23 protein-coding genes are annotated in these 22,341 nt (G+C 59.6%); 9 read left to right on the top strand and 14 right to left on the bottom strand.

The features are described from left to right. The first annotated feature begins 125 nt into the window (after positions 1 to 125). Together ACZYR5_RS00320 and ACZYR5_RS00315 are read left to right on the top strand one after the other, a co-directional pair. Positions 126 to 1,016: an ATP-binding protein gene (locus tag ACZYR5_RS00320; protein WP_489088408.1), complete on the top strand. Its 891-nt coding sequence runs from the start codon at positions 126 to 128 to the stop codon at positions 1,014 to 1,016. Beyond that, positions 1,013 to 1,495, top strand: a complete 483-nt coding sequence (locus tag ACZYR5_RS00315; protein WP_489088409.1) for a GAF domain-containing protein — start codon at positions 1,013 to 1,015, stop codon at positions 1,493 to 1,495. Before ACZYR5_RS00320 ends, ACZYR5_RS00315 begins: the two co-directional genes overlap by 4 nt. On the opposite strand, the gene ACZYR5_RS00310 is transcribed toward ACZYR5_RS00315, so the two are convergent. The 8 genes from ACZYR5_RS00310 to ACZYR5_RS00275 all read right to left on the bottom strand — a co-directional run bounded on the left by ACZYR5_RS00310 (position 1,496) and on the right by ACZYR5_RS00275 (position 12,218). Continuing rightward, complete coding sequence (locus ACZYR5_RS00310; protein ID WP_489088410.1) at positions 1,496 to 4,444, bottom strand: HD domain-containing phosphohydrolase; 2,949 nt, start codon at positions 4,442 to 4,444, stop codon at positions 1,496 to 1,498. A 141-nt stretch (positions 4,445 to 4,585) separates the two neighbouring features. Next, positions 4,586 to 8,215, bottom strand: a complete 3,630-nt coding sequence (locus ACZYR5_RS00305) for a transporter substrate-binding domain-containing protein (RefSeq protein ID WP_489088411.1) — start codon at positions 8,213 to 8,215, stop codon at positions 4,586 to 4,588. Between the two features lie 8 nt (positions 8,216 to 8,223). Next, positions 8,224 to 8,850, bottom strand: a complete 627-nt coding sequence (locus ACZYR5_RS00300) for a response regulator (protein ID WP_489088486.1) — start codon at positions 8,848 to 8,850, stop codon at positions 8,224 to 8,226. A gap of 266 nt (positions 8,851 to 9,116) precedes the next feature. Continuing rightward, entirely contained in the window at positions 9,117 to 9,536 is a 420-nt protein-coding gene (locus ACZYR5_RS00295; protein WP_489088412.1) for a response regulator, read from the bottom strand. A gap of 203 nt (positions 9,537 to 9,739) precedes the next feature. Beyond that, a complete protein-coding gene (locus tag ACZYR5_RS00290) occupies positions 9,740 to 11,071 on the bottom strand; it encodes a deoxyguanosinetriphosphate triphosphohydrolase (protein WP_489088413.1) in 1,332 nt (443 codons plus the stop codon). Between the two features lie 103 nt (positions 11,072 to 11,174). Beyond that, a complete protein-coding gene (locus ACZYR5_RS00285) occupies positions 11,175 to 11,516 on the bottom strand; it encodes a hypothetical protein (protein WP_489088414.1) in 342 nt (113 codons plus the stop codon). Beyond that, on the bottom strand, positions 11,513 to 11,902 hold the full coding sequence (locus tag ACZYR5_RS00280) for a phage holin family protein (RefSeq protein ID WP_489088415.1): 390 nt from the start codon (positions 11,900 to 11,902) through the stop codon (positions 11,513 to 11,515). The genes ACZYR5_RS00285 and ACZYR5_RS00280 overlap by 4 nt, the downstream gene beginning before the upstream one ends. Position 11,903: 1 nt before the next feature. After that, positions 11,904 to 12,218: an ElaB/YgaM/YqjD family protein gene (locus ACZYR5_RS00275; RefSeq protein ID WP_489088416.1), complete on the bottom strand. Its 315-nt coding sequence runs from the start codon at positions 12,216 to 12,218 to the stop codon at positions 11,904 to 11,906. A 324-nt stretch (positions 12,219 to 12,542) separates the two neighbouring features. Here ACZYR5_RS00275 and ACZYR5_RS00270 point away from each other — a divergent pair, with 324 nt between their 5' ends. The 4 genes from ACZYR5_RS00270 (at position 12,543) to ACZYR5_RS00255 (ending at position 15,519) form a co-directional block, all read left to right on the top strand. Beyond that, the gene (locus ACZYR5_RS00270; RefSeq protein WP_489088417.1) at positions 12,543 to 13,751 is read left to right on the top strand and encodes an ammonium transporter; all 1,209 of its coding nucleotides are present in this window, start codon (positions 12,543 to 12,545) and stop codon (positions 13,749 to 13,751) included. Positions 13,752 to 13,831: 80 nt separating this feature from the next. After that, positions 13,832 to 14,068: a glutaredoxin family protein gene (locus ACZYR5_RS00265; protein ID WP_489088418.1), complete on the top strand. Its 237-nt coding sequence runs from the start codon at positions 13,832 to 13,834 to the stop codon at positions 14,066 to 14,068. Positions 14,069 to 14,222: 154 nt separating this feature from the next. Continuing rightward, positions 14,223 to 14,543, top strand: coding sequence for a transcriptional regulator (locus tag ACZYR5_RS00260; protein WP_489088419.1), 321 nt, complete (start codon positions 14,223 to 14,225; stop codon positions 14,541 to 14,543). 85 nt (positions 14,544 to 14,628) lie between these two features. Beyond that, positions 14,629 to 15,519, top strand: coding sequence for a pseudouridine synthase (locus tag ACZYR5_RS00255; RefSeq protein WP_489088420.1), 891 nt, complete (start codon positions 14,629 to 14,631; stop codon positions 15,517 to 15,519). A gap of 68 nt (positions 15,520 to 15,587) precedes the next feature. Here ACZYR5_RS00255 and ACZYR5_RS00250 read toward each other — a convergent pair whose 3' ends face one another. Beyond that, positions 15,588 to 15,809 (bottom strand): YgdI/YgdR family lipoprotein, encoded by a 222-nt coding sequence (locus ACZYR5_RS00250; protein ID WP_027620199.1) that lies wholly within the window; start codon positions 15,807 to 15,809, stop codon positions 15,588 to 15,590. A 75-nt stretch (positions 15,810 to 15,884) separates the two neighbouring features. Then, the gene (gene mobA / locus ACZYR5_RS00245; RefSeq protein ID WP_489088421.1) at positions 15,885 to 16,487 is read right to left on the bottom strand and encodes a molybdenum cofactor guanylyltransferase MobA; all 603 of its coding nucleotides are present in this window, start codon (positions 16,485 to 16,487) and stop codon (positions 15,885 to 15,887) included. 81 nt (positions 16,488 to 16,568) lie between these two features. Between mobA and moaB the strand changes: the two genes are divergently transcribed. Together moaB and ACZYR5_RS00235 are read left to right on the top strand one after the other, a co-directional pair. Then, complete coding sequence (moaB, locus tag ACZYR5_RS00240; RefSeq protein ID WP_027620201.1) at positions 16,569 to 17,108, top strand: molybdenum cofactor biosynthesis protein B; 540 nt, start codon at positions 16,569 to 16,571, stop codon at positions 17,106 to 17,108. Further along, positions 17,092 to 18,318: a molybdopterin molybdotransferase MoeA gene (locus ACZYR5_RS00235; RefSeq protein WP_489088422.1), complete on the top strand. Its 1,227-nt coding sequence runs from the start codon at positions 17,092 to 17,094 to the stop codon at positions 18,316 to 18,318. The genes moaB and ACZYR5_RS00235 overlap by 17 nt, the downstream gene beginning before the upstream one ends. 62 nt (positions 18,319 to 18,380) lie before the next feature. Here ACZYR5_RS00235 and ACZYR5_RS00230 read toward each other — a convergent pair whose 3' ends face one another. Further along, positions 18,381 to 18,719: a hypothetical protein gene (locus ACZYR5_RS00230; protein WP_489088423.1), complete on the bottom strand. Its 339-nt coding sequence runs from the start codon at positions 18,717 to 18,719 to the stop codon at positions 18,381 to 18,383. A gap of 248 nt (positions 18,720 to 18,967) precedes the next feature. Between ACZYR5_RS00230 and yegS the strand changes: the two genes are divergently transcribed. After that, positions 18,968 to 19,861, top strand: a complete 894-nt coding sequence (gene yegS / locus ACZYR5_RS00225; RefSeq protein WP_489088424.1) for a lipid kinase YegS — start codon at positions 18,968 to 18,970, stop codon at positions 19,859 to 19,861. 6 nt (positions 19,862 to 19,867) lie between these two features. Here the strand turns inward: yegS and ACZYR5_RS00220 are convergent, their stop codons facing one another. From ACZYR5_RS00220 to ACZYR5_RS00210, 3 genes are all read right to left on the bottom strand, one after another. After that, the gene (locus ACZYR5_RS00220) at positions 19,868 to 20,527 is read right to left on the bottom strand and encodes a response regulator (RefSeq protein ID WP_489088425.1); all 660 of its coding nucleotides are present in this window, start codon (positions 20,525 to 20,527) and stop codon (positions 19,868 to 19,870) included. Then, positions 20,524 to 21,405 (bottom strand): sensor histidine kinase, encoded by an 882-nt coding sequence (locus tag ACZYR5_RS00215; RefSeq protein WP_489088487.1) that lies wholly within the window; start codon positions 21,403 to 21,405, stop codon positions 20,524 to 20,526. The genes ACZYR5_RS00220 and ACZYR5_RS00215 overlap by 4 nt, the downstream gene beginning before the upstream one ends. A gap of 220 nt (positions 21,406 to 21,625) precedes the next feature. Next, entirely contained in the window at positions 21,626 to 22,096 is a 471-nt protein-coding gene (locus ACZYR5_RS00210; RefSeq protein ID WP_489088426.1) for a hypothetical protein, read from the bottom strand. Positions 22,097 to 22,341 lie beyond the last annotated feature (245 nt).

Genomic DNA, 22,341 nt, shown 5'->3' with positions numbered 1-22,341 from the left:
CTGAACCACTTCCGTTTCCGTTCTGGGCCAAGCATAGCTGATCATCAATGGCCGTCGGCAGTGCTGATGGCTTGCCTGGCTGCCGGTCCCCCCAACATTATCGTGAATGTGCCTGAGGAGAAGTCGTGGACTCTCGATTGAATGCCTTTCTTGAACGCGCGGACGCCGTACTGGCGCGTATCGAACCGCTGTTGCCGGTGCAGCGTACAGCCATTGACTGGACCGAGTGCCTGGCCGCCCGTTGGCAGCGCGAAGGCCGCAGCGGTTTTCTGTTGCCGCTGCAGGTCAGTCTCGACATGCGTCTGTCCGACCTGATCGGCGTCGACAAGCAACTGGAGCAACTGGGGCGCAATACCCGCCAGTTCCTCGATGGGATGCCCGCCAACCATGCCTTGCTGTGGGGCTCCCGCGGCACCGGCAAGTCGTCGCTGGTGCGGGCCTTGTTGGCCGAGCATGCCCAGCACGGTCTGCGCCTGATCGAGATTGAGCGCGATCACCTGGCCGACCTGCCACGGGTGGTCGAGCAAATCGCCAAGCTGCCGCAACGCTTCGTGCTGTTCTGCGACGACCTGTCCTTCGAGTCCGGCGAAGGCGACTACCGGGTGTTGAAAAGTGTGCTCGACGGCTCGTTGGAGCAGGCACCGGACAACGTGCTGCTGTATGCCACGTCCAACCGTCGCCACCTGGTGCCGGAGAAGGAAAGCGATAACGAAAACTGGAAAATGGTCGATGGCGAACTGCACCCCAATGAGGCGGTGGAGGACAAGATCGCGCTCTCGGATCGGTTTGGCCTGTGGCTGTCGTTCTACCCTTTCACTCAAGAGCACTTTCTCGACGTGGTGGAACATTGGATCGGGCAGTTGGCGGCCAAGGCCGGCCTGGCCTGGCAGCGTGATGAAGCGCTGGAGATTCTTGCGGTGCGCTGGGCGACCGGGCGTGGCAACCGAAACGGGCGTTGCGCCTATCAGTTCGCCCGCTATTGGGTCGGGCTCAAATTGTTGGAGCACAAGGCATGATCGATTTGCAGAAAACCGGCGCAGGGCTGGAGGGCTATGGCCTGCTTTGCGCGCAATTGGAGTCGCTGTTGGCCGATGAGCGCGATTTCATTGCCAACGCCGCGCAGTTCTCGGCGTTTTTGTTCAACCAGATCGAGGATCTGAACTGGGCGGGTTTCTACCTCAATCGCAATCAAGAGTTGGTGCTTGGGCCGTTCCAGGGACAGATCGCCTGTGTGCGGATTCCGTTCGGGCGCGGCGTCTGTGGAGCGGCAGCAGCCACCCTCAGCACTCAACGCGTAGAAGACGTGCATGCATTTCCCGGGCATATCGCCTGCGACAGTGCCTCGAACAGCGAGCTGGTGGTGCCGCTGGTCAAGGACGGCAAGTTGATCGGCGTGCTGGACCTGGATAGCCCGTCGCTCGCGCGTTTTACCCTCGACGATCAGGCTGGTATCGAGCAACTGGCGGCGATCTTCCTGCGCCTGACGGACTGCTGATCAGGCGCTCAGGCCGGCCTTGGCCAGCAGGCTCTGCGCGTCGACGCTATCGATCTGCTGCGGCTCGAGAAATCGGTCGGCATATTGCTGGTAGATTTTTTCATTGATGAACAGGGCAAACAGTTCTGGATCAATGTGCGCATCGCGACACATGAAGGCCATGATGCCCAAGGCTTCGCTCAGGGTCTTGGCCTTCTTGTAAGGGCGATCCGCGGCCGTCAGCGCCTCGAAGATATCGGCGATGGCCATCATCCGCGCGGGCAGGCTCATCTGCTCGCGTTTCAGTTGGCGCGGGTAGCCGGTGCCATCCATCTTTTCGTGGTGTCCGCCGGCAATCTCCATGACGTTGTTCAGGTGTCCGGGAAAGGGCAGGTGGCTGAGCATGAGGATCGTCTGCACCATGTGATGGTTGATGATATAGCGCTCTTCGCGGGTCAGCGTGCCGCGGGTAATGCTCAGGTTGTAGAGTTCACCGCGATTGTATTTGTACGCAGGCACGTCGAGCTTGAATCCCCAGGGGTTGTCCGGGGCGATCAGTTCGGCGCTGTCGCGTTCGTACAGGTGCTCGGGTTTATCTGCCAACAGGAACTCGGTGGCCGGTAATTCGGGGGCGCTGGTGCGAGCCTGGCGGCGGTTTTCTTCCCAGGACACGCCCAGGCGGTCATCCAGAGTTCGGCTCCAGGTGCGCTGGGCAATAGTGTGCAAACGCTGCAGATCAGCATCGGCCATCGCCTCGCCCCCCAGGTTGCTGCGGGCGATAAAGGCAAAGTCGTCGTCCAGTGCGGCGAGGGTGGCATCCCGTACTTCATTCAGGTGCTGGGGGTTTTCGCCCTGGGCCAGTCCCTGCCAATAGGCTATCCAGGCATCGCGCTTGACGACTTCGAAACGTGTGCGGATCTCATGGATGCGGTCATTGAGGGTCTCCAGCTTGGTCGCCTTGTCGACCACGTATTCAGGGGTCGTGACCTTGCCGCAGTCATGCAGCCAAGCGGCAATATGCAGGGCTTCCCACTCGTCTTCCGTCGGGTTGTAGCCGCTGAACTCCGGAGTCTGGCTGGCGGCCGCCGCCTGGGCGAGCATCAACGTCAGTGCCGGTACCCGTTGGCAATGGCCACCGGTATAGGGACTCTTGGCGTCGATGGCGCCGGCCATCAATTTGATGAAGGACTCCAGCAGGTGTTTTTGCCGGGCCTGCAGGCGCTGGCTTTCAATACTGACGGCCGCTGCCCCGGAAACAGCGCGGATGAACGCGATCCGGTCAGGCCGCAATTTTTCCAGGTCGGCCTGAGTGCCACTGTCAGCCAGCAGCAACACCAGGGCGCCAACGGTTTCGTTGTGCTGGTTATGCAGGCGAATGCCGATCAGATGAACGCGGGGCGCTTGCATCGCCAGCAGCACGCTTTGCAAGTCAGCGGCCTGTTCGAAGCCCAGGGTGGCGACCACGGAATTCTGCTCGAGTAATGGCTGGAACCAGGCAGCACCACCCGCGTCGCTCGGCTCGTGGCTCTGGATATTGAAACCTTCAAGTGCCCGTGCTTCGTCGTCGATGACCAGGCCATGGGGCACCAGGCGATTGCCTTCGTTTTCCCGCAGATAGATCAAGCCTGCCTGGGCTTGGGCGATTTTTACCGTTTCGAAGAGCACGCGTTGCAGCAGCGGTTCGAAGCGAGTCTCTGCAGACAGGCTGTCGGTGATCTGGAAAAAGCTCGCCAGGGTGTCTTTCATCCGGGCCATGGACACGCTGAGCTGGTCCACTTCCAGGACCGGCGAGCGGCGCGCCACCGGGTAGTTGAAATCGAAACTGCGAATGACATCGGCCTCCTTGACCAGGGCACGCAAGGGTTTGACCAGAATTCGCGAAGTCAGCCAGCCCAGTGGCAAGCACAGCAGCAAGGTCGCCAGGGTGATCAGCGCTCCTTGCCAGCGCATCCGGTAGGCGTCGATCAGCAATTCGTCCTCGGGCACCATCACCGCCAGTTGCAATCCCCGCGGGCCACCTTCCTGGATACTGCTACGGGCGAAAATCCATTGCCGACGGTGGATGTCCAGGCGATTGCCGTCTGCACGGTTGGACAGCAATGCAGCCAGCGCCGGACTCAGGTCGCTGGCCTTGGACAGGCGCGAATCCTGGCCGTCGATGATCAGCTTGCTGTTGTCGGGATAAGCGATGGCATTGCCGTCGCTATCAAACAGCACGACTTCAGTGCCTGGTGTCACTTGATGCTTGGCCAGGGTGGCGGACAATTGGGCCAGGGTCAGGTCCGCGCCCAATACGGCGCTGAGGCCGCTCCTACGAGCGAGGGTCGTGCCGATGTTGTGGGTCGAAAAGAAAATATAGGGTTCGGTGGTGATCTGTTCATCGCGCGCCCCTGCGCTGTTGAACCAGGCGCGCGTGCGTGGATCGTAGGCTTCCCGGGCGTTTTCAACGCTGGCGATCAACTTCAGTGCCGAATCGTAGAACAGTGATTGGGAGCGAACCTGTCCGGTCCGGCTGTCGCGGTCGATGCTCCACACTTGATAGGCGGCGCCTTCTGGCGCGTGCAAAGTGTTTTTCAGGGCGTCGCTGCGCAGGGGCCGGACCATGAAAAAATCGCCGTCGGCATACCCGACATAGAGTGAGGCCAGCTCCGGATTGTCGACGAGTGCCTGGCTGAACGACTTGAGCAAGGCCAGTCGATGCTGGAGGTCCGGTCCTTGTACAGCCGGATTTTCCACCAGCAGGTTCAGCAGGTGACGGATCGGCTGGTAGGTAGTCTGCAGGTCGTTGCGCACGTCCTGCTCGATCCGCGCGAACAGCTTTTCACTGCTGGACAGGATGATCTGGGTGGTTTGCCGATAGTTGAAAATACCCAGGACAATCCCTGTAAACAGCAGCAGAAGAGTGAACATCATGCTGATGTGCACGTGCAGTGGGAACCGGCGCTTATCCGGGCGCAGCGAGCTGGGCATTGCGAGGGGCTCTCCGTGGTCGGTACACACTGCCAAGCGATCAAGCATAGTTAATCGCGCTGCGGTTTGCCGTGAATCCTCGCGAGAAGAGGGGCCAGCCTGGCAGGCCCGCGCAGGCTGGACGGGGCGTTCAGGTGGCTATCAGGTGCAGGGTTGTGGCGTGAGTTGGCGCTGCAGCGCCTGATCCAGCTCTAGCATGGCTTGATTGACCTCATCGATGCAGGTCTGCAAGTTGTCCTCGGTGTAGTCCTTGTGGCAGACCTGTTCCAGGGCTTCGCAGCTTTCAATCAGTCTCGTTGCCTGGACAATCCTGGCAGCGCCCTTGATCTTGTGCGCGATATCGATAAAGGCCTGGCGCTGGCTGCTTGTGGGTAGGTCGAGAAGTGCCTGGCGGTCGAGACGATTGCTGTTGAGCAATTCGCCCTGCAGCCGCTGCGTGAGCGTGGGGTCGCCGCCAGTGAGGGTGTGCAGGCTCTCGAGGCTGAAGGGCTGATGTTCGAGGCGGGGCCAGCGTGTTGCCAGGCATTGGTTCAAGGTTGTCAGGCTGACGGGTTTGAACAGGCAATCGTTCATCCCGGCTTGCAGGCAGCGTTGTTTCTCCTCGGGTTGAGCGTTGGCGGTGAAGCCCAGCACCGTGCAGGCTTCCAGCTGTTCGTCCGCTTCGACTTTGCGAATGGCCTGGCTGAGCTCATAGCCATTCATGACCGGCATGTTGCAGTCGACCATCACCAGGTCGAAATGCTCCGCGCGCCAGGCTCGAAAGCCTTCTTCGCCATCATTGGCCGTGATGCAGTGGTGCCCGAGGAACGCCAGTTGCTGACTCACCAGAAGGCGGTTCGCCGGATGATCATCGACCACCAGTATGTCCAGCGCTTCCTGAGCCGCCGGCGAGACTGCGGATGGGCTTTGCTTGACGGTTGCACCAGGCAGGGCGACCACCGGCAGGCTGACCCGCACCTGGGTGCCTACGCCTGGCTGGCTGCTCAGGGCCAGGCTGCCGCCCATCATTTCGCAGAGATTGCGGCAGATCACCAGGCCCAGCCCGGCACCACTCCTGGCTTGCTGACTGCTGTTGTCGGCCTGGGCGAAGGGCTCGAACAGCCGTCGCTGATCGTCTTCACTGATGCCGGCTCCCGAGTCATTGACCTGGATCTCCAGTGCCAATGGCTCGCTACCCTCGACTGCTGTGAGTCGAACGTTGATTTCAACCTCGCCACGCTCGGTAAACTTGATCGCATTGCTGATCAGGTTCGACACTATTTGCTTGAGGCGCAAAGGGTCGGTCATGACATCGGGCTGAGTGGCGCTATCGGGGAAATCCAGCACCAGATTGAGTTCTTTCTGTCGGGCAAGCCCCTCAAAGACCCGGACTACCGCTTCCAGAGTATCGCTGAGGTTTACCGGTTCCGGTGCAAGGCTCAAACGGCCGGACTCGATTCGGGCAATGTCGAGAATGTCGCCGATGAGTTCCAGCAAATCCTTGGCCGAGTTGTAGGCCACCTCTATGGCAGGTCGGTCCAGAGCGTCACGGCCATCGCGCTTGAGGGTCAGCTCGAGCATGCCGATGACCGCATTCATGGGGGTGCGGATCTCATGGCTCATGGTCGCCAGGAACGTGCTCTTCGCGCGGTTCGCGGCGTCGGCCTGCTCCTTGGCGGCCCTGAGCTCGTCGAACAGCTGGCGACGGTCGCTGATGTCGATCCAGCCGCCGATGATGCCCTGGACTTCACCCGTCGAGTCTCGGTAGGGCAGCACCCAGTGATAGATGGTGAGCTTCCTGCAGCCAATGTTCAGGGTGCGATCGACAATCAAGGGGGAGCCTTCGGCCACGACCCGATCATAGTCCGCCTGGTACTCGCGAGCCTCGAGGGTGTTGCTGGTGGCACCTTGCATGATGGTCTTGCCGATCACGTCCTCGCGTCGGGTGTCGAAGGTTTGCAGATAGCTGTCGTTGCAACTTTGCAGGCGTCCCTCGCGGTCGCGTACGTAGATCGGATGGGGCGTACCGTTGACCAGGGTGCCCATGAACTCCAGTTGATCATTGAGCGCACGCTCGGCCTTTTGTCGTTGCTTGATCTGGCGCCGCATGTGGGTGTTCCAGGCCAGGAGCAGCAGCAATGCAAGACCACTGCCCAGCGCCAGTTGATACAGCAGGCGCTGGTAATTGCGCCAGGCACCGTTGGAGGCACCACTGTAACCGCGCCAACGGCTGTTGATGATGCCCAGCTCTTCTGGGGCAATGCTCAGGAGGGCTTTGTCGAGGATCGAGCTCAGTTCGGTCGCGCCCCGCGCGGTCGCCAGTGATACCGCTGCCTGTTGGGTACCGACGGTTGCACTGATTTGCAGTTTGTCCTCGAAGACGTGCGAGGAAATGAAGTAATTGGCAATCACCAGCGAGTCCACCGCGGCATCGACCTGTCCGTTGGCCAACTGCTCCACGGCGTTGAAGGTGTCCGGTGTTTCTACCAGTCTTATGTTCGGGTGCTCGCGTTGCAGATAGTCCTGCAATGGATTGCCTTGGGTGATGGCAAGGCTCTTGCCGATCAGTTGTTCAAGGTTGACCAGGCTTGCTGCGCCTTTGCGGGTCATCAGGACGTAGGAGTTTTCCAGATAGGGACGGGTGAAGTTCAGGTGTTGTTCGTACTCGGCGTTGGGCACGAGCGCCGCAATCAGGTCGACCTGCTCTTCCTCGATCAGGTCGAGCATGGCGCGGTCGTTTTGGCTGCGATGTATTTCGAAGCGCAAGCCGGTCCTGAGCCGGATCAACTCGAGCAGGTCGGCTGCAATGCCCCGCAGGTTCTGTTGTGAGTCAAAGAATGTCAGTGGTGCGAAGGTATCGCTGACAGCCACTCGCACGATCGGATGCTGGGTCAGCCACTGTTCCTCGCGGCTGGTCAACTGCAGCTTGCGGTCGGTGAGCAGCATGTCACTGCCGACGCTCCAGCGTTTGGCAATGCTCTCGCGCTCGCGCGCAGGAATGGCCTCGAGGACCGCATTTATAAGGGGGAGCAGGACAGGGTTGTCGTTGCTGACGGCAAAGCTGAACCCGAAAGCTTCATGTTTGCCGAAGTTGGCCATCCGCACGTTCTTCAGGTAGCCCTTGTTGATCATGAAGTGCGTCGAGACGGTATCGCCAAGGAACACATCGGCCTCGTCGAAGGCGACTGCGTTGATCGCGTTCTGGAAAGAGGGATAGGGGGTGATGATGGCCTTGGGGTACAGGGCGCGGACTTCCTCCATGGGCAAGTAGTGATAGACCATGCTCAAGCGCATGCCGGCAAGGCCTTCGGTCAGCGAACGGGTCTCGGCTTCGCGCGTCACCAGCACCGGTTGGTCGATGGCGTAGGGAATGGACAGGGCGATGTTCGAGCGCTGGGCTTCGAAGCCATTTGCCGTACCGAGCAGGTCCACTTCACCTCGCTCCAGGGCAAGGATGGCCGTTTCGCGATCGGGGTAGCGACGAATGGTGATGGGCAGCCCCAGGGTCGCGCCGAGGATGCCCGCATAGTCGGCGGTGAATCCTTCGTAGTCGCGACCACTGGTGGTCAAGTCGAAGGGCGGGTAGTCGGGAGATGACGTACCCAAAATCAATTCGCGTTTGTTTTCCAACCACTGCCGTTGTGTGTCATCCAGTCGAACGTCCATGTGGTGGGTGGCTGAGCGACTGAGCAGGGGGTAGCTACCGACCCCGGGGTCTGCAACGGCCACTGACGCACAGATGAACATGCCGGCACCCAGAGATAGTAAAAAGTCCTTCAACAACCTTGGCATCCTGTTTCTCACACCAGAGCGTTGCGTTTTGCCATTTCTATTAGCTCGACCAGGGACTTTGCCTTGAGCTTTTGCATCAACCTTTTTTTATAGGTGCTGACAGTCTTGTTGCTGAGAAACATGCCCTTGGCAATTTCCTTGTTGCTACGTCCCTGGGCAAACAGTTGCAGAACCATCAGTTCGCGGTCATTGACGGATTTGAACAAGTCGAGTTCATCGGATTGTTCTTCATTGCCGCGAATCGGATTAAGTGCCTGGCTGGGGAAGTAGTGATAACCAGAGAACACCGCGTTTATTGCGCTCACCAGTTCACTGAGATCTTCCTGCTTGCACACGTAACCGCAGGCGCCGGACTGCATGCAACGGATGGCAAAGAGTTTCGGGCACTGGGCGGTGAGTACCAGAGTTTTCAACGGGGTATTCATACTGTTGAAGCGAGAAAGAATTTCCAGGCCATCCAGCTTGGGAATGCTGATATCGAGGATGATCAGGTCGGGCATACATTCGCGAATCATTTGCATGGCGTCGACGCCATTGTCGGATTCTCCGACGACTTTGTAACCTTCATGTTCCAGCAACATACGAACCGCAAGGCGAATGACGGGGTGATCGTCGACAATAAAAACGGAGTTCATAATCAGTTCCCAAACGTGCGCAAATAAAGCGAGCACATTAGCTCAGATAGGTGAACTGACGTATTAACCGAAGCGGTCGCAGATGCAATATAGGACTCGTCCTACAATAGAAAAGGCAGGGGATTACGCAGCAACTGGTCAAATGAGTAGGTGAAGATGAAGGGGGGTTCTTAATCAAGTGTGTTTGCAAGTGTATGTTGCGTTCGTGGCCTCTCGCCGATAATGGTGCCCCGAGTTGTTTTTGTAAGGTGTTTGGACTCCCAGGCTCAGGGTGAGATCTGCTGTTGTGAGTTGTCGTTTTTCAGGGGTGTCAATAATCTTAAGAGTTCAGGATGTTTCAATGGTTTTGCCAGGTAGCCTAACAGAGGCAGGCGTTGAGCGTGAGCCGATTCTTTCAATGCGCTGAGTTCGCCAGTGGTCAGGCTGCTCAGGAGGATGGCGTGACGAATGTAGCCTTGATAGTGGGCTATGCCAATCAACTCGAGACCCGGGAGGTCTGGAAGACATTGGTCACATAACAGGATTTCAAAGGGTTGAGTTGCCGCCTGCATTTTTTGTATTGCATTGTCGGCAGTGTCGGCCGTTGTAATCTGAGTGAAACCGTAAGTTTCCAATAGACACAAGGTTGCCTGGAGTTGGAAGGGATGGTCTTCAACCAGCAGGATTTTCAAAGTGTGAGCAAGCATTCGGCTCTCCGCGAAAAGCACTCAGTCTGATTTTTCGGTGTTTCAGTTATAGTGTTTTGAGTCGTTTGTTTTTTGTTTAATGGTGTCGAAGTTTTTGTCGGTCAATTATTCGAGGCCGCATTTAAACAACTGGTTTAAGTGCTCTGGCAACGCGCGAGGTCAACAGCCACTGACTGGAATTCGTAGTGGCTGTTGAACAGCTTTCAGGAGTGGCTTGAACGCCCCGTCATGGCCAGCGCCATTTCGCTGGCATAGCTGTCGGTCATGCCTGCGATGAAGTCGATCATGCGCAGGAATGAGGCATGCAATGAACCCTGTGGGTCGGGGGCATTGTTGCCCAGCAGATCGAGTATCCGACGGTTCTTGAATGATGCGGTACGCCCCCCGTGTTGCTCCAGCGCCGCCCCGCAGAAACCGTTCAAGAGTATTTCCAGGGTGGTGTAGGCGCCGATTTCGTGCAGCGTCTTGCGCTTGTCCTGGAAAATTTTCTTGCGCGCCATGTCCTTGGCGTTGAGTACGCAACGCTTGGCGGGACCGTGCATATGCTCCACCAGATCCCCCTGCAGGGTGCCCGCCAGCAGCGCGTCCTGCTGTTCGACAAACGCCCGGGCCGCGGCATTGGTCAGGTGTTCGATGGCCTTGCCACGCAGAATCGCCAGTTTTCGCCGGCGTGAATCATTGGCGCCAAGTTGCCGGTACGTTTCCGGCAAGTCATCACCAACCAGTCCGAGCAACAGCGACTCAACTTCCGCGTACTGCAAAAGCTCCATCTCCAGGCCGTCCTCCAGATCGATCAGGGCGTAACAGATGTCATCTGCCGCCTCCATCAGGTAGACCAGCGGGTGTCGAGCCCAACGCTGGTCCTCCAGTTGCGGCAAGCCAAGCTTGTGGGCGATTTGCTCCAGCAACGGCAGTTCGCTTTGGTAGCAACCGAACTTGTGCTTCTTGTAACCCAACGAGTCGGCGTGGCGCGCGGTCCAGGGATATTTCAGGTACGTGCCGAGGGTCGCGTAGGTCAGCCGGGTGCCACCGTCGAACTGGTGGTACTCAAGTTGCGTCAGTACTCGGAAGCCCTGGGCGTTGCCTTCGAAGTTGAGGAAGTCATTGCGTTCGACCTCACTCATTCCATCGAGCCAGCCTTTGCCCGCAGCTTGCTGGAACCAGTAGCGAATGGCGTCCTCGCCGGAGTGACCGAAAGGCGGATTGCCGATGTCGTGGGCCAGGCAGGCAGACTGCACCACCATGCCCAGGTCACTGGGTTCGCACCAGTCTGGCAGGGCATTGCGAATGGTTTCACCGACCCGCATGCCCAGGGAACGCCCCACACAACTGACCTCCAGGGAGTGGGTCAGGCGGGTATGGATATGGTCATTGCTGGACACTGGGTGGACCTGGGTCTTGCGTCCCAGGCGGCGAAAGGCTCCGGAGAAAATGACCCGGTCATGGTCCTTGTGGAACGGGCTGCGGCCAAGTTCCTGGGGGCTGTGCACAGGCTTGCCGAGGCGTTCACGATTAAGCAGGGTTTGCCAATCCAAGGCTGATTGCTCCGTCTGATGACTGATGCGCTAGCTTCCCGCGTCATTCCACAGGCTGCAAGCGCAACCGAGCCTCCGCCAGGGAGACCGGTTGGGCTATCGGTCAGTTTTTGCGTGTGCCGCCCTGAATGATCAGCTTGATCAGGGGCAGCAGGGTGGTGCCCAGTCTGACCAGTCGTGTGGTGCTGCGTATTCCGCCGCCCTTGGCACCCTTGCCGGTCAGGAATCCGAGCACGGTCACCGCGGCCACGCCCCAGAGAGGCGCATGTTTGAAACCGAAGCCATCCTGAAAGCTTTGGCCCATGCCGCGCACGCGTTGCAGCGGTTGCAGCAATTGTTGTGACTCGTGGCGCAGTTCCTGGCGATGCATTTCCATACGCAAGCGTATCAGGGCCTTGCGCATTTCCTGGCGGGAACTGTTCTTGGGAATTTCAGGAAGGTTCATGGCAGCAGGCGCTCCCTGTCGTTGGCCAGTTCCTCGAGGGTGGCGTGGAAGGGCGATGACTCGTCAAACACCGCCGCTTTCAAGCGCAGGCCGCAGAACAGCGCGGCCAACAGGTAGAACACACACAAGCCGACGATCGCGCTCAGGCGATAGGTGTCCCAGAGCAGAATCATCACCAGTGCCGAAAGACCGACGAGCAGCAGCAGGGCGAACACCAGGGCCAGTCCGGCGAACAGCAGCAGGCTCACCGTACGGGCTTTCTGCTCCTGCAATTCGATGCCGAACAATTCGACATGACTGTGCAGCAGCCCCAAAAAGGCAGCGCCCAGGCGACGCGGTGAAGCGCCAGCGGAGTTTTCGGTCGAAGCCGATTCACCGATAGCCATATCAGCGCCGTGTCGCCAGTAGACCGATGAGGAAGCCAACCCCGGCGGCAATGCCCACCGACTGCCAGGGATTGGCCTGCACATAGTCTTCGGTGGCGGTGACCGCGGCCTTGCCGCGCTCGGCCAGGGAGTCCTGGGTCAGTTGCAGGGTTTCCCGGGCGCGCAGCAGGCTTTGGTGGATCTGATCACGCAATTCATCGGCTTGATCGCCCGCCAGGGTTGCCGTGTGTTCCAGCAGCCGCTCGGTATCGCTGACCAGTGTCTGAAAATCGTCCATCAGGATTTCTTGGGCGGTCTTTGCCGTTTTGCTGGCCATGTTGATCTCCATAAGTGGCGTGTCAAAGGTTCGAGTATGGGCGTTGCACTAAGGTTCAGTGCAAATGACTGGTACAGCTTTTGCTATGTCATGGTGCGTTGGCCTGCCCGTCTGTTCTGAAAGCGGGCGCTCATCGACAAAACCATAACCTAAATCATAGAAACCCGCGGGATCATCCAGGCAACGATGGATCACGTTCAAGTCTATGCGCCAAAACGGTTCGATTCTGAACGCGGTGGATACCAGGGCCGGTATCAACTTGGTGCGCATACAGGCGCGATGAACTGCTTTGGTGCTTTTCCCATTTGAAGGTCTGCCCAGCCCATGGAAAATTTGCAAAGTGCAGTGGATACCCTGATCCATAGCTCCAATACGCTCTTCATACTGATCGGTGCGGTGATGGTCCTGGCCATGCACGCCGGGTTCGCGTTTCTGGAAGTGGGCACGGTGCGTCAGAAGAATCAGGTGAATGCGCTGTCGAAGATCATCAGCGACTTTGCAGTGTCGACACTGGCCTACTTCTTTATAGGCTATTGGATTTCCTACGGGGTCAATTTCCTGCAGCCGGCGAGCGTACTCAGCGCGGATCACGGCTATGGCCTGGTGAAATTTTTCTTTTTGCTGACCTTCGCCGCAGCCATTCCGGCGATCATTTCCGGAGGGATCGCCGAGCGGGCGCGGTTTGTTCCGCAACTGTGCGCGACGGCGTTGATCGTGGCGTTCATCTATCCGTTCTTCGAAGGTATGGTCTGGAATGGCAACTTCGGCCTGCAAGCCTGGTTACTCGAGCGGTTCGGCGCCAGCTTCCATGACTTTGCCGGCTCGGTCGTGGTGCATGCCATGGGTGGTTGGCTGGCGCTGGCGGCGGTGCTGTTGCTGGGACCGCGCAATGGTCGCTATCGCGAAGGGCGGTTGGTGGCGTTTGCGCCGTCGAGTATTCCGTTCCTGGCGCTGGGTTCGTGGATCCTGATCGTTGGCTGGTTCGGCTTCAACGTCATGAGCGCCCAGACGCTGCAAGGGGTCAGTGGGCTGGTGGCGGTCAACTCATTGATGGCAATGGTTGGGGGCACCATGGCGGCGCTGATTGTCGGGCGCAACGACCCGGGCTTTCTGCACAACGGTCCGCTGGCCGGGCTGGTGGCTATCTGTGCGGGTTCCGACCTGATGCACCCGGTCGGTGCACTGATTACCGGTGCCATTGCCGGCGCGCTGTTTGTCTGGTGTTTTATCGCCGCGCAGAACCGCTGGAAAATCGATGACGTCCTGGGTGTCTGGCCGTTGCATGGTTTGTGCGGCGCCTGGGGTGGGATTGCGTGCGGGATCTTCGGTCAGCGTGCACTGGGTGGCTTGGGGGGCGTCAGTCTGGTTAGCCAGCTCATCGGCACGGCACTGGGGATAGCGGTGGCCCTGCTGGGTGGTTTTCTGGTCTACGGGGTGATCAAGGCCCTGCATGGTCTGCGCCTGAGTCAGGAAGAGGAGTATTACGGTGCCGACCTGTCGATCCACAAGATCGGCGCGATCAGTCAGGACTGAGTGCCAGGGCCGGTCCGCGGCTCGACGGGGTTGGGTGGTCGGCCTAGAATGATTACCCGATCCTTGCCGGTTTGTCCGCCATGCCTCCTGAATGCCAGTTGTTCGGCACCCTTGGGTGCCACCTGTGTGAACTCGCCGAAGACGTACTGATGCCGCTGGTCGAGCACGGACTGATGGTGGAGTTGGTGGACATCGCCGAGGGCGAGGCCATGGTCGAGGCCTATGGCTTGCGGATTCCGGTGTTGCGCAGGGTCGATACGAGTGCCGAGCTGGACTGGCCGTTCGACGCTGAACAGGTCGTGGCGTTCCTGCGCTGATTCCTCCCGCGTAACCTTTCCCGCTGGTCGACTCTCCTGTATGCCATTGGCGCCCGCCGATTTATTCCTGTACTGTATGTCTGTACAGTTATTGGCTTGTCGGGCGGCGGTTGGCTTGCCCGAGCAGGTGCAGACGGAAAGAGAGGGGCGCAGCATGGTCAAGGTCGAACAGTTGAAATCCAGCGTCAATCGGATGTCCGCCGATGTAGTACGTGAGGCGGTACGCGAGCTGCAGCTTGATGGCCTGGTGACGGAAGGCAAGACGCCCTTCAACAAAGTGCATTTCAATACCTGCTTTGCCGAGATCGAAGCCTTGTTTCAGCGGGCCGGCTATCACCGGCAACTGGATGTCGTCGGCTATCAGGGGCTGCTTTACGCGCTCTATGATCCGGGCCGCTGGGAGGCCGTTGATGTCCTGCGTTGGTTGAAGGAGTTCACCGAAGCACAGGCACTCAGAGAGTCAATGACTGCCTGAAAACGGCGGGCAGGGAATCGGTATTAGGTGTACTCGGGCCCGTTGCCGGATAATACCTTTCTGCAATAACGCCACGAGCTTTGCCATGTCCACCTCTCTATTTTCCGCTGCACAGCACCAAGCCAGCACGTTGTACCTGCCTCCGGGCGCCTGGGTAACGGTGCTTGAATGCCTGTGCGAACACTTCAGCGCCATTGGCCGTGAGCAATGGCTGGATCGAATTGCCCGTGGACGGGTGCTGGATGCCCAAGGCCAGCCGATTGCCCTTGACCTTGCGTACAAGGAAGGTCTGCGGATCCACTATTTCCGCGAAGTCCCCGATGAAAAGCCTATCCCGGTGGAGGAGTCGATCCTGTACGCCGACGAACATCTGGTGGTGGCTGACAAGCCGCACTTCCTGCCCGTGACCCCGGCGGGCGAGTATGTCGAGCAGACGCTGCTGCGTCGCTTGATCCGGCGTCTGGACAATCCCCATCTGGTGCCCTTACACCGCATTGATCGACATACCGCCGGGCTTGTGCTGTTCTCTGCCAATCCACAGAGCCGCGCTGCCTACCAATCGCTGTTCCCCACCCGACAGATCGACAAGCACTACGAAGCGATCGCCCGCGCATTGCCTGAGTTGTCGTTTCCGCTGGTGCACAAGAGCCGGTTGGTGGATGGCGAGCCTTTCTTCCGCATGCAGGAGGGGCCAGGCCACAGCAATACCGAAACGGCGGTGCGAGTCCTGGAAAAAAACGGCGAGCTATGGCGCTATGGCCTGGACCCGGTCACCGGTAAAAAACACCAGTTGCGGGTTCACATGACGGCGCTCGGTGCAAGCATTTGCAATGATCCGTTCTATCCCCAGGTGATCAAGGATGCCGTCGATGACTACGCCAATCCGCTGAAGCTCCTGGCCAAGGGGCTGCGTTTCAACGATCCGCTCAGTGGGCTGGAACGGGTGTTCGAAAGTCGGATCACGCTGGCCTGGTGAGTGAGGTTTTCGCCGGTCCAGATACGACAATGCCCGCGGGGAGCGGGCACTGGCTGCAATGCCGAGGCTTACAGGTCTTTGACGGTGCGCACCTGATCCTTGTTGATGCGAGTTTGCTTGCCGTCCAGTTGTTCGAACTCGTAGAAGCCAGTGTCGGAATCGAATTTAGGGGTATCGACCGACTGGATTTCGCGACCGTCATTCAAGGTAATGACCGCTGGCGAAGAGCAACCGGCCAGTGTGGCCAGGCCCAGGGCGAGCATGAAAGTGGCGAGGGTCCGTTGAGTCATGAGAGGTCTCCGCAAATGAATTCTTTAGGGTCTGAACGTAAGACGTACGGCACGTCGGCAAGTTCCTTGACGGCGTCATTCTGACACGTGGCTGTGCAGGTGTAACAGTTCCGGGGTGTTGAGATTGGCCAGGCGTCGGTCATTTTCCGCGCACTGCAGGGGCAGGGCACCGAGCATCCGCATGATCCTGCCGGGGCTGCGCTCGCCGCGGTTCCAGGCGCTTTCGAACTGTTCGGCGAGGGCCACCGGAATGATGCACAACAGGGGCTCCCAGTGTTCGCCCTGGCGCAGCATCAGGGGCTTTTCCGGGTGCTGGCGGGCAGTGTCACGCATGTCCTGCAACAGTTGCGCGTCGATGCGCGGCACATCGCAGGGCAGCACCATCAGGTGGCCATGGCGTGCGACGGCCAGGCCAGCCCGTATCCCCGCCAGTGGACCAGGGAAATCGTTGATCTGGTCATGCACCAGTTGATCGGCGTAAGGGGCGTACTGATCGATATTGCGATTGCAGGAAATGATCAGGTCATCGGTCAGGTCGCGTGTGCGCTGATGCAGGTGCGCGATCAGCGGCTGGCCATGCCATTGCAGCAGGCCCTTGTCCTGGCCACCCATGCGCTGGCCACGCCCGCCCGCCAGGATCAGGATCGAGCAGGGAAACAACGGGTTGTTCGAGACCATGGCGCATCTCCATCGGTGCGGCAAAATAAACAGGCGCTGTGATATAACACCGGGCTGTTTCTCCTACAACTGGACGAGCCCATGAAAGCCAAGGCTGAAGTGCCTTTCGCCCCGCTGAACATCGCGGTGCTGACCGTCAGCGACACCCGCACACTGGAAACCGATACCTCAGGGCAAGTCTTTGTCGACCGCCTGGGGGCTGCCGGACACAACCTGGCTGCACGGGTACTGCTCAAAGATGACCTGTACAAAATACGTGCACAAGTGGCGACCTGGATCGCTGACGATGTGGTTCAGGTTGTGTTGATTACTGGCGGCACCGGGTTTACCGGCCGTGACAGTACCCCGGAAGCGGTCAGTTGCCTGCTGGACAAGCAGGTCGACGGCTTTGGCGAGCTGTTTCGGCAGATTTCGGTAGCGGATATCGGCACGTCCACTGTTCAGTCCCGTGCGCTGGCGGGGCTGGCCAATGGCACCCTGGTGTGTTGCCTGCCGGGCTCCACCAATGCCGTGCGCACCGGTTGGGATGGAATTCTCGCCGAGCAACTGGACTCGCGTCATCGTCCCTGCAACTTCGTCCCGCACCTGAAGCAGGCGGCACCCTGTGAATCCCGTGGGTAAGCCAGGCAAAAGCGGCAGTTTGCTGCCGGTTGAAGTGGCATTGGCGCGCTTGCTGGAAATGGCCGAGGCGACGCCGATCATCGAGCGCGAGCGCTTGCCGCTGGCGGCCGTCGAGGGGCGGGTACTTGCCGACGATCTGCTGTCGACCCTGGATTTGCCGCCATGGCCCAACAGTGCCATGGATGGTTATGCCTTGCGCGCCGCCGACTGGACCGGCGAACCCCTGTCGGTGACGCAGAAGATCTTTGCGGGCATGGCGCCTGCCCCCCTGCAGCCTGGCACCTGTGCGCGAATCTTTACCGGTGCTCCGGTACCGGCCGGTGCCGATTGCGTCGAAATGCAGGAAAACGCCGAAGTGCTTGAGGATCAGCACGTGCGTTTCACTGAGCCGCTGCACCCGGGGCAAAACATTCGCCCGCAAGGCCAGGAAACTACGGTCGGCGAGATGGTGCTGAGCGCCGGTACTCGCCTGGGTCCCATCGAACAGGGGCTCGCGGCGTCATTGGGCTGCGCCGAACTGGACGTGGTGCGCAAAGTGCGCGTCGCGGTGCTGTCGACCGGCGATGAGTTGGTCGAGCCCGGTCAGGCATTGGGGCCTGGACAGATCTACAATAGCAACCGGGTCTTGCTCTGCAGTTGGCTGCAGCGTCTGGGCTGCGATGTGGTGGATGCGGGAATCCTCCCCGACAACCTGCAAGCTACCCGCGAGCGCCTGGCTGCGCTTCAGGGTGTCGACCTGATTCTGTCCACCGGCGGGGTATCGGTGGGGGAGGCGGATTTCCTTGGCGTCGCCTTGCGTGAAGCCGGTGAACTGACGTTGTGGAAGTTGGCGATCAAGCCTGGCAAGCCGCTGACGGTTGGCCACTTTCAAGGCGTTCCCGTGATCGGTCTGCCGGGCAATCCGGCTTCTACCCTGGTGACCTTTGCCTTGCTGGCGCGGCCTTATCTGTTGCGTCGCCAAGGTGTGAAGGAACTGGCGCCGCTGCAGTTCCAGGTACCCGCCGGATTTACCTGGCCGAAAGCGGGTAACCGTCGCGAATACCTGCGTGGGCGTCTCGAGCAAGGCCGCGCGGTCATCTACCGCAACCAGAGCTCCGGTGTCTTGCGCAGTGCGGCGTGGGCGCAAGGCCTGGTCGAAGTGCTGGAAGAGCGCACCCTGGTCGAAGGCGACTGGGTCAACTTCATTCCGTTGAGTGAAGTGCTCGGCTGACTCACCTCGTCAGGCCCGCAACAGCATCTGTTACGGGCCTGACGTAGCTGTCCAGCGAGCCGTCAGTTGAGCAGCGTCACCAGTTGATCGAAGCGGCTGTTGGCGATCCAGCTGACCAGGCCGATCAGCACCGTGATGACGCCCGTTGAAAAAACCAACCTGTACTTCACGGACTTCAGGTCTTTTTCCACCGCACCCAGATGCTTGCGTAGATATTTGAGGTGGGTCTCGAGTTCTGCGATGCGTGGTTCCACATCGGTTTCTTTGAGCCTGATGCGGGGCGGGTTGTGCGGATCGTCGCTCAACGGCGATGCAGCACTATCCTGGTTAGCGCCTGCGCTGGGTACGGCTGTGATTTTTACGCTGGGAAGGGGTGAAGATTGGAGGGAGGTTCCATTCATTTGCCTGATTGTCCTTGTGTGTTTCCAATTGGTTCCTGATGCCCGTCGACACACGGTGTTCCAATATCAAATCACCGTCAATGCGGTCAATTCGTCACTGGCTGTAAGAAAAAACTCGATATTTCTACTAAGACTGGAAAAGCCCGCGCTAGGGTTCTGGCAAAGGTATTTCAGTTTTGTGGGCTCTTTCCTGCGTGGGCGTGGTCAACATCTGCCAGAGACGGTCAATCAGCGGGGAGCAGTCAAAAATGAGTGAGCGCAAGGCACTGTTGATTTTGCATGGCAAGCAGGCACTCAACGAGGAAGTCCGTACGGCGGTGGAGGAAAAGCGCCAGCAAGGCTGGGAGTTGGCCGTGCGCCTGACGTGGGAGGCCGGGGATGCGCAGCGCCTGGTGCAAGAGGCGCTGGCCGCCGGTTATAGCCAGCTGATTGCCGGGGGGGGCGATGGCACCCTGCGCGACATTGCCGAAGCGCTGGCCGCTAACGCGGGGCAGGCCAGCCTGGTGCTGTTGCCCCTGGGCACGGCCAATGACTTTGCCCGGGCGGCGGGTGTTTCATTGACTCCGAGTGAGGCGTTGGCGTTGCTCGACGTTCCCGCGCGTCCCATTGACCTGGGCGAAGTCGGCGGCCAGGTATTCCTGAACATGGCAACCGGTGGATTTGGTAGTCAGGTCACGGCCAACACCTCTGAGGACTTGAAGAAGATGCTCGGTGGCGCGGCGTATCTGTTCACTGGCCTGACGCGCTTCAGTGAGTTGCATGCCGCCTATGGCGAGTTGCAGGGGCCGGATTTCCACTGGCAAGGCGAGCTGTTGGCGCTGGGGATTGGCAACGGTCGGCAGGCCGGTGGTGGCCATGAGTTGTGCCCAGATGCGTCGATCGACGACGGCTTGCTGGATATCAGCATTCTCCCGGCACCCCAGGATGTGGTCGGCACGCTCAAGGACCTGGTGGCCGATGGCTGGGGGCTCGATAACCTGTTTGTCCGCGCGCGCTTGCCGTGGGTCGAGATCAAGGTGGCAGAGGGGCTGTCGATCAACCTCGATGGCGAGCCGCTTGAAGGCGACAGCCTGCGATTCGCCGTACGCCCCGGTGCCTTGCGTGTGCACTTGCCGGCGGATTCGCCGTTGCTGAAGGGCTGATTGTGTTCAGTCGTCGAGGCTGATGATCTGCTCGCGTACGGCAAACAGCACAAGACCTGCGACGTCGAAGATCTGCAGGCGTTTCATGATCTGCGAACGGTGGGTTTCCACGGTCTTGATGCTCAAACCCAGGCCAGCGGCAATTTCGCGGGTGGATTTGCCGCGCACGATCAGGCGCAGGATTTCCAGTTGCCGCGCCGTCAGGTCATGGCTGCTGATCGGTTGCGCGGCACTGTTCTGACCCTGGGCCAGCGCCTGGTTGATAACGGTGTGGGCGATGGCCGGGCTCAGGTAGCGTTCGTTGTTGCGCAAGGCGGCAAGCGCATGTTCCAGCTCGGTCGCGGTGGTGTCCTTGAGGAGGTAGCCGTGGGCGCCATACTCCAGTGCCCGCATGATCAGCGCCGGATCGGTGTGCATTGACAGGATCAACACCTTGCACAGCGGGCGCAATGCCTTGAGTCGCTGCAGGGCTTCGAGGCCGCCGACCTGCTTCATCGACAGGTCCAGCACAATGATGTCCGGATCCAGGGTCTCGACCATGGCGAGCACCTGAATACCGTCGTCGGCCTCACCAATCACCGCATAGCCGGGCATGTCCATGACCAGCGCGCGCACGCCAGCCCTGATCAGGGAATGGTCATCGACCAGCAGCAAGTTACACGTCAATGGGGGACCTTTTTCGTATTGGCTCGTTCGAGTGTGCGGGGTGTCCAGGGGAACAGCGCGGCGATTTGCGTACCCTTGCCCGGCGCGCTGGTGACGGTCAGTGTGCCGCCCAGCTGTTCGACCCGTTCCGCCATGCCCGCCATGCCGCGCTGGCCCTCCTGTGCCGGATGGTTGGCCGGGGCAAAACCCAGGCCATCATCACTGATCAGCAGCGCGAGTCCCTCCGGTGTGCGTTGCAGGCGCACCAGCAGGTTGTTGGCCTGGGCATGACGCAGGATGTTGGTGGTGGCTTCCTGAGTGACTCGAAACGCAGCGACCGCCATCTCCTCGGCAATCCCGCTCAATTGCTGCTGGCATTCCAGGCTCCAGTGCAGGCTGGTGTTGGCCAGTGTCTTGAGCAGATGAGCACGCAGGCTGGCTTCCAGGCCAAGGCTCGACAGTTGCCGCGGGTTGAGCGCAGCCGACACGTCGCGCACTTTTGCCAGGGTCTCTTCCAGCGTCTCGTTTAGCACACCACAGTGGCTTTGCAGTTCCGGCGGTAGACGACGCTTGAGCCATTCGCTCTGCAGCTTGGCCGCTGTCAGCAACTGGCCGATATCGTCGTGCAGTTCGCGGCTGAGGCGGTGACGTTCGTTTTCCTGGACCTGCAGCAAGCGATCCGCCAGCTCCTGGGGCTGGAACTTGATGGCTCGGCGCAGGCGCCGGTACTGGTGATACACGCTCGCTGCGGCGACCAGGCTCAACACCAGCAGTGGCAGTGGCAACGGCAGGGCAAGGCAATAGACCAGCAGACAACCCGTGGCCGTGCCCAAGCACAGCAACAGGGTCAACCGTTGCACGTTTTGTCGAGAAAAGCAGCCGCAGATGACTGATTCGATCCAGTCATGCGGGGTGCGGGGAGCCCTTGAAGGTTCGTTGCGGGCTGGCCGGTCAGGAGGATTGACTGGAGTGGTCGGCTTCAAATGGCAGTCTGCGGGTCAGCAACGAATGATGCACTTGGCGGACCGGAGGTGGCTCTGGATCCAAAGTGCCATTAATGTAGCGTCAATTAATTGGTGCGCATCTTACCACCGAAAGTTTGCCGGGTCGCGACGGGTTTCAAGCGCGTCTGGCCTGCAAGGAAGGGCAGGCATAACCAACGGCTGGGACGGACAATTGCAGGGGCGCACCCTTGAGTTGCAGGTTCAGGTTTTCCAGCAGGCCGGCTTGTTCGTCGCTATCGAGGTCGAGTACGCCCGTGTTCATATCGACCAGTTCCAGCTGCCAGGCCATCAAGGTGAAGCACCGGTGCAAGGCATCCAGTGCCTGCTCATGCAGGTCGACTTGACGGTGGGCGTGGCTGAGCACGCTGTGAATGCTGTCAGCAAACTGGCCAACAGCCCCCAATGCCAGAATATCTGCGCGATTGGCGAGGGTCCGCAAGGTATCCAGCAGGCAGTGCATGGCATCCGCATCGTTTTTGATCAATTGCAGGTGGGCCAGGCACTCCTGGGCTCGGGCCAAGAGCGTCTCGGCTTCGATGAGGAATTCAGGCAGGCGTGGATTCCAGTTTGTCCGTTCGTTCAACATGCTTTTCTCCACGACCTCAAGTCAGGTGATGCAATAGGGCGTCGGGTGAACGGGGTTACGTTACTGCCAGGCAATGAACCAAGTCTGTAGGACGGTTCCGGTTTTTCATCCGTCGTGATGCAAAGTGTCGACGCAAGGCTGGCCTGCCATTCTCTGGATGGGTCGAGGAAAGGGCCGGGATTCGGCTCCATGATCAAAAACAAAAGCCTGACTCCATTCATGCAATGAGAATGGCGTCACATTAA

Source organism: Pseudomonas sp. F007, assembly GCF_057814275.1.
Note: the sequence above shows the minus strand (reverse complement) of the source record. Positions and strands in the feature narration are given on the sequence as shown.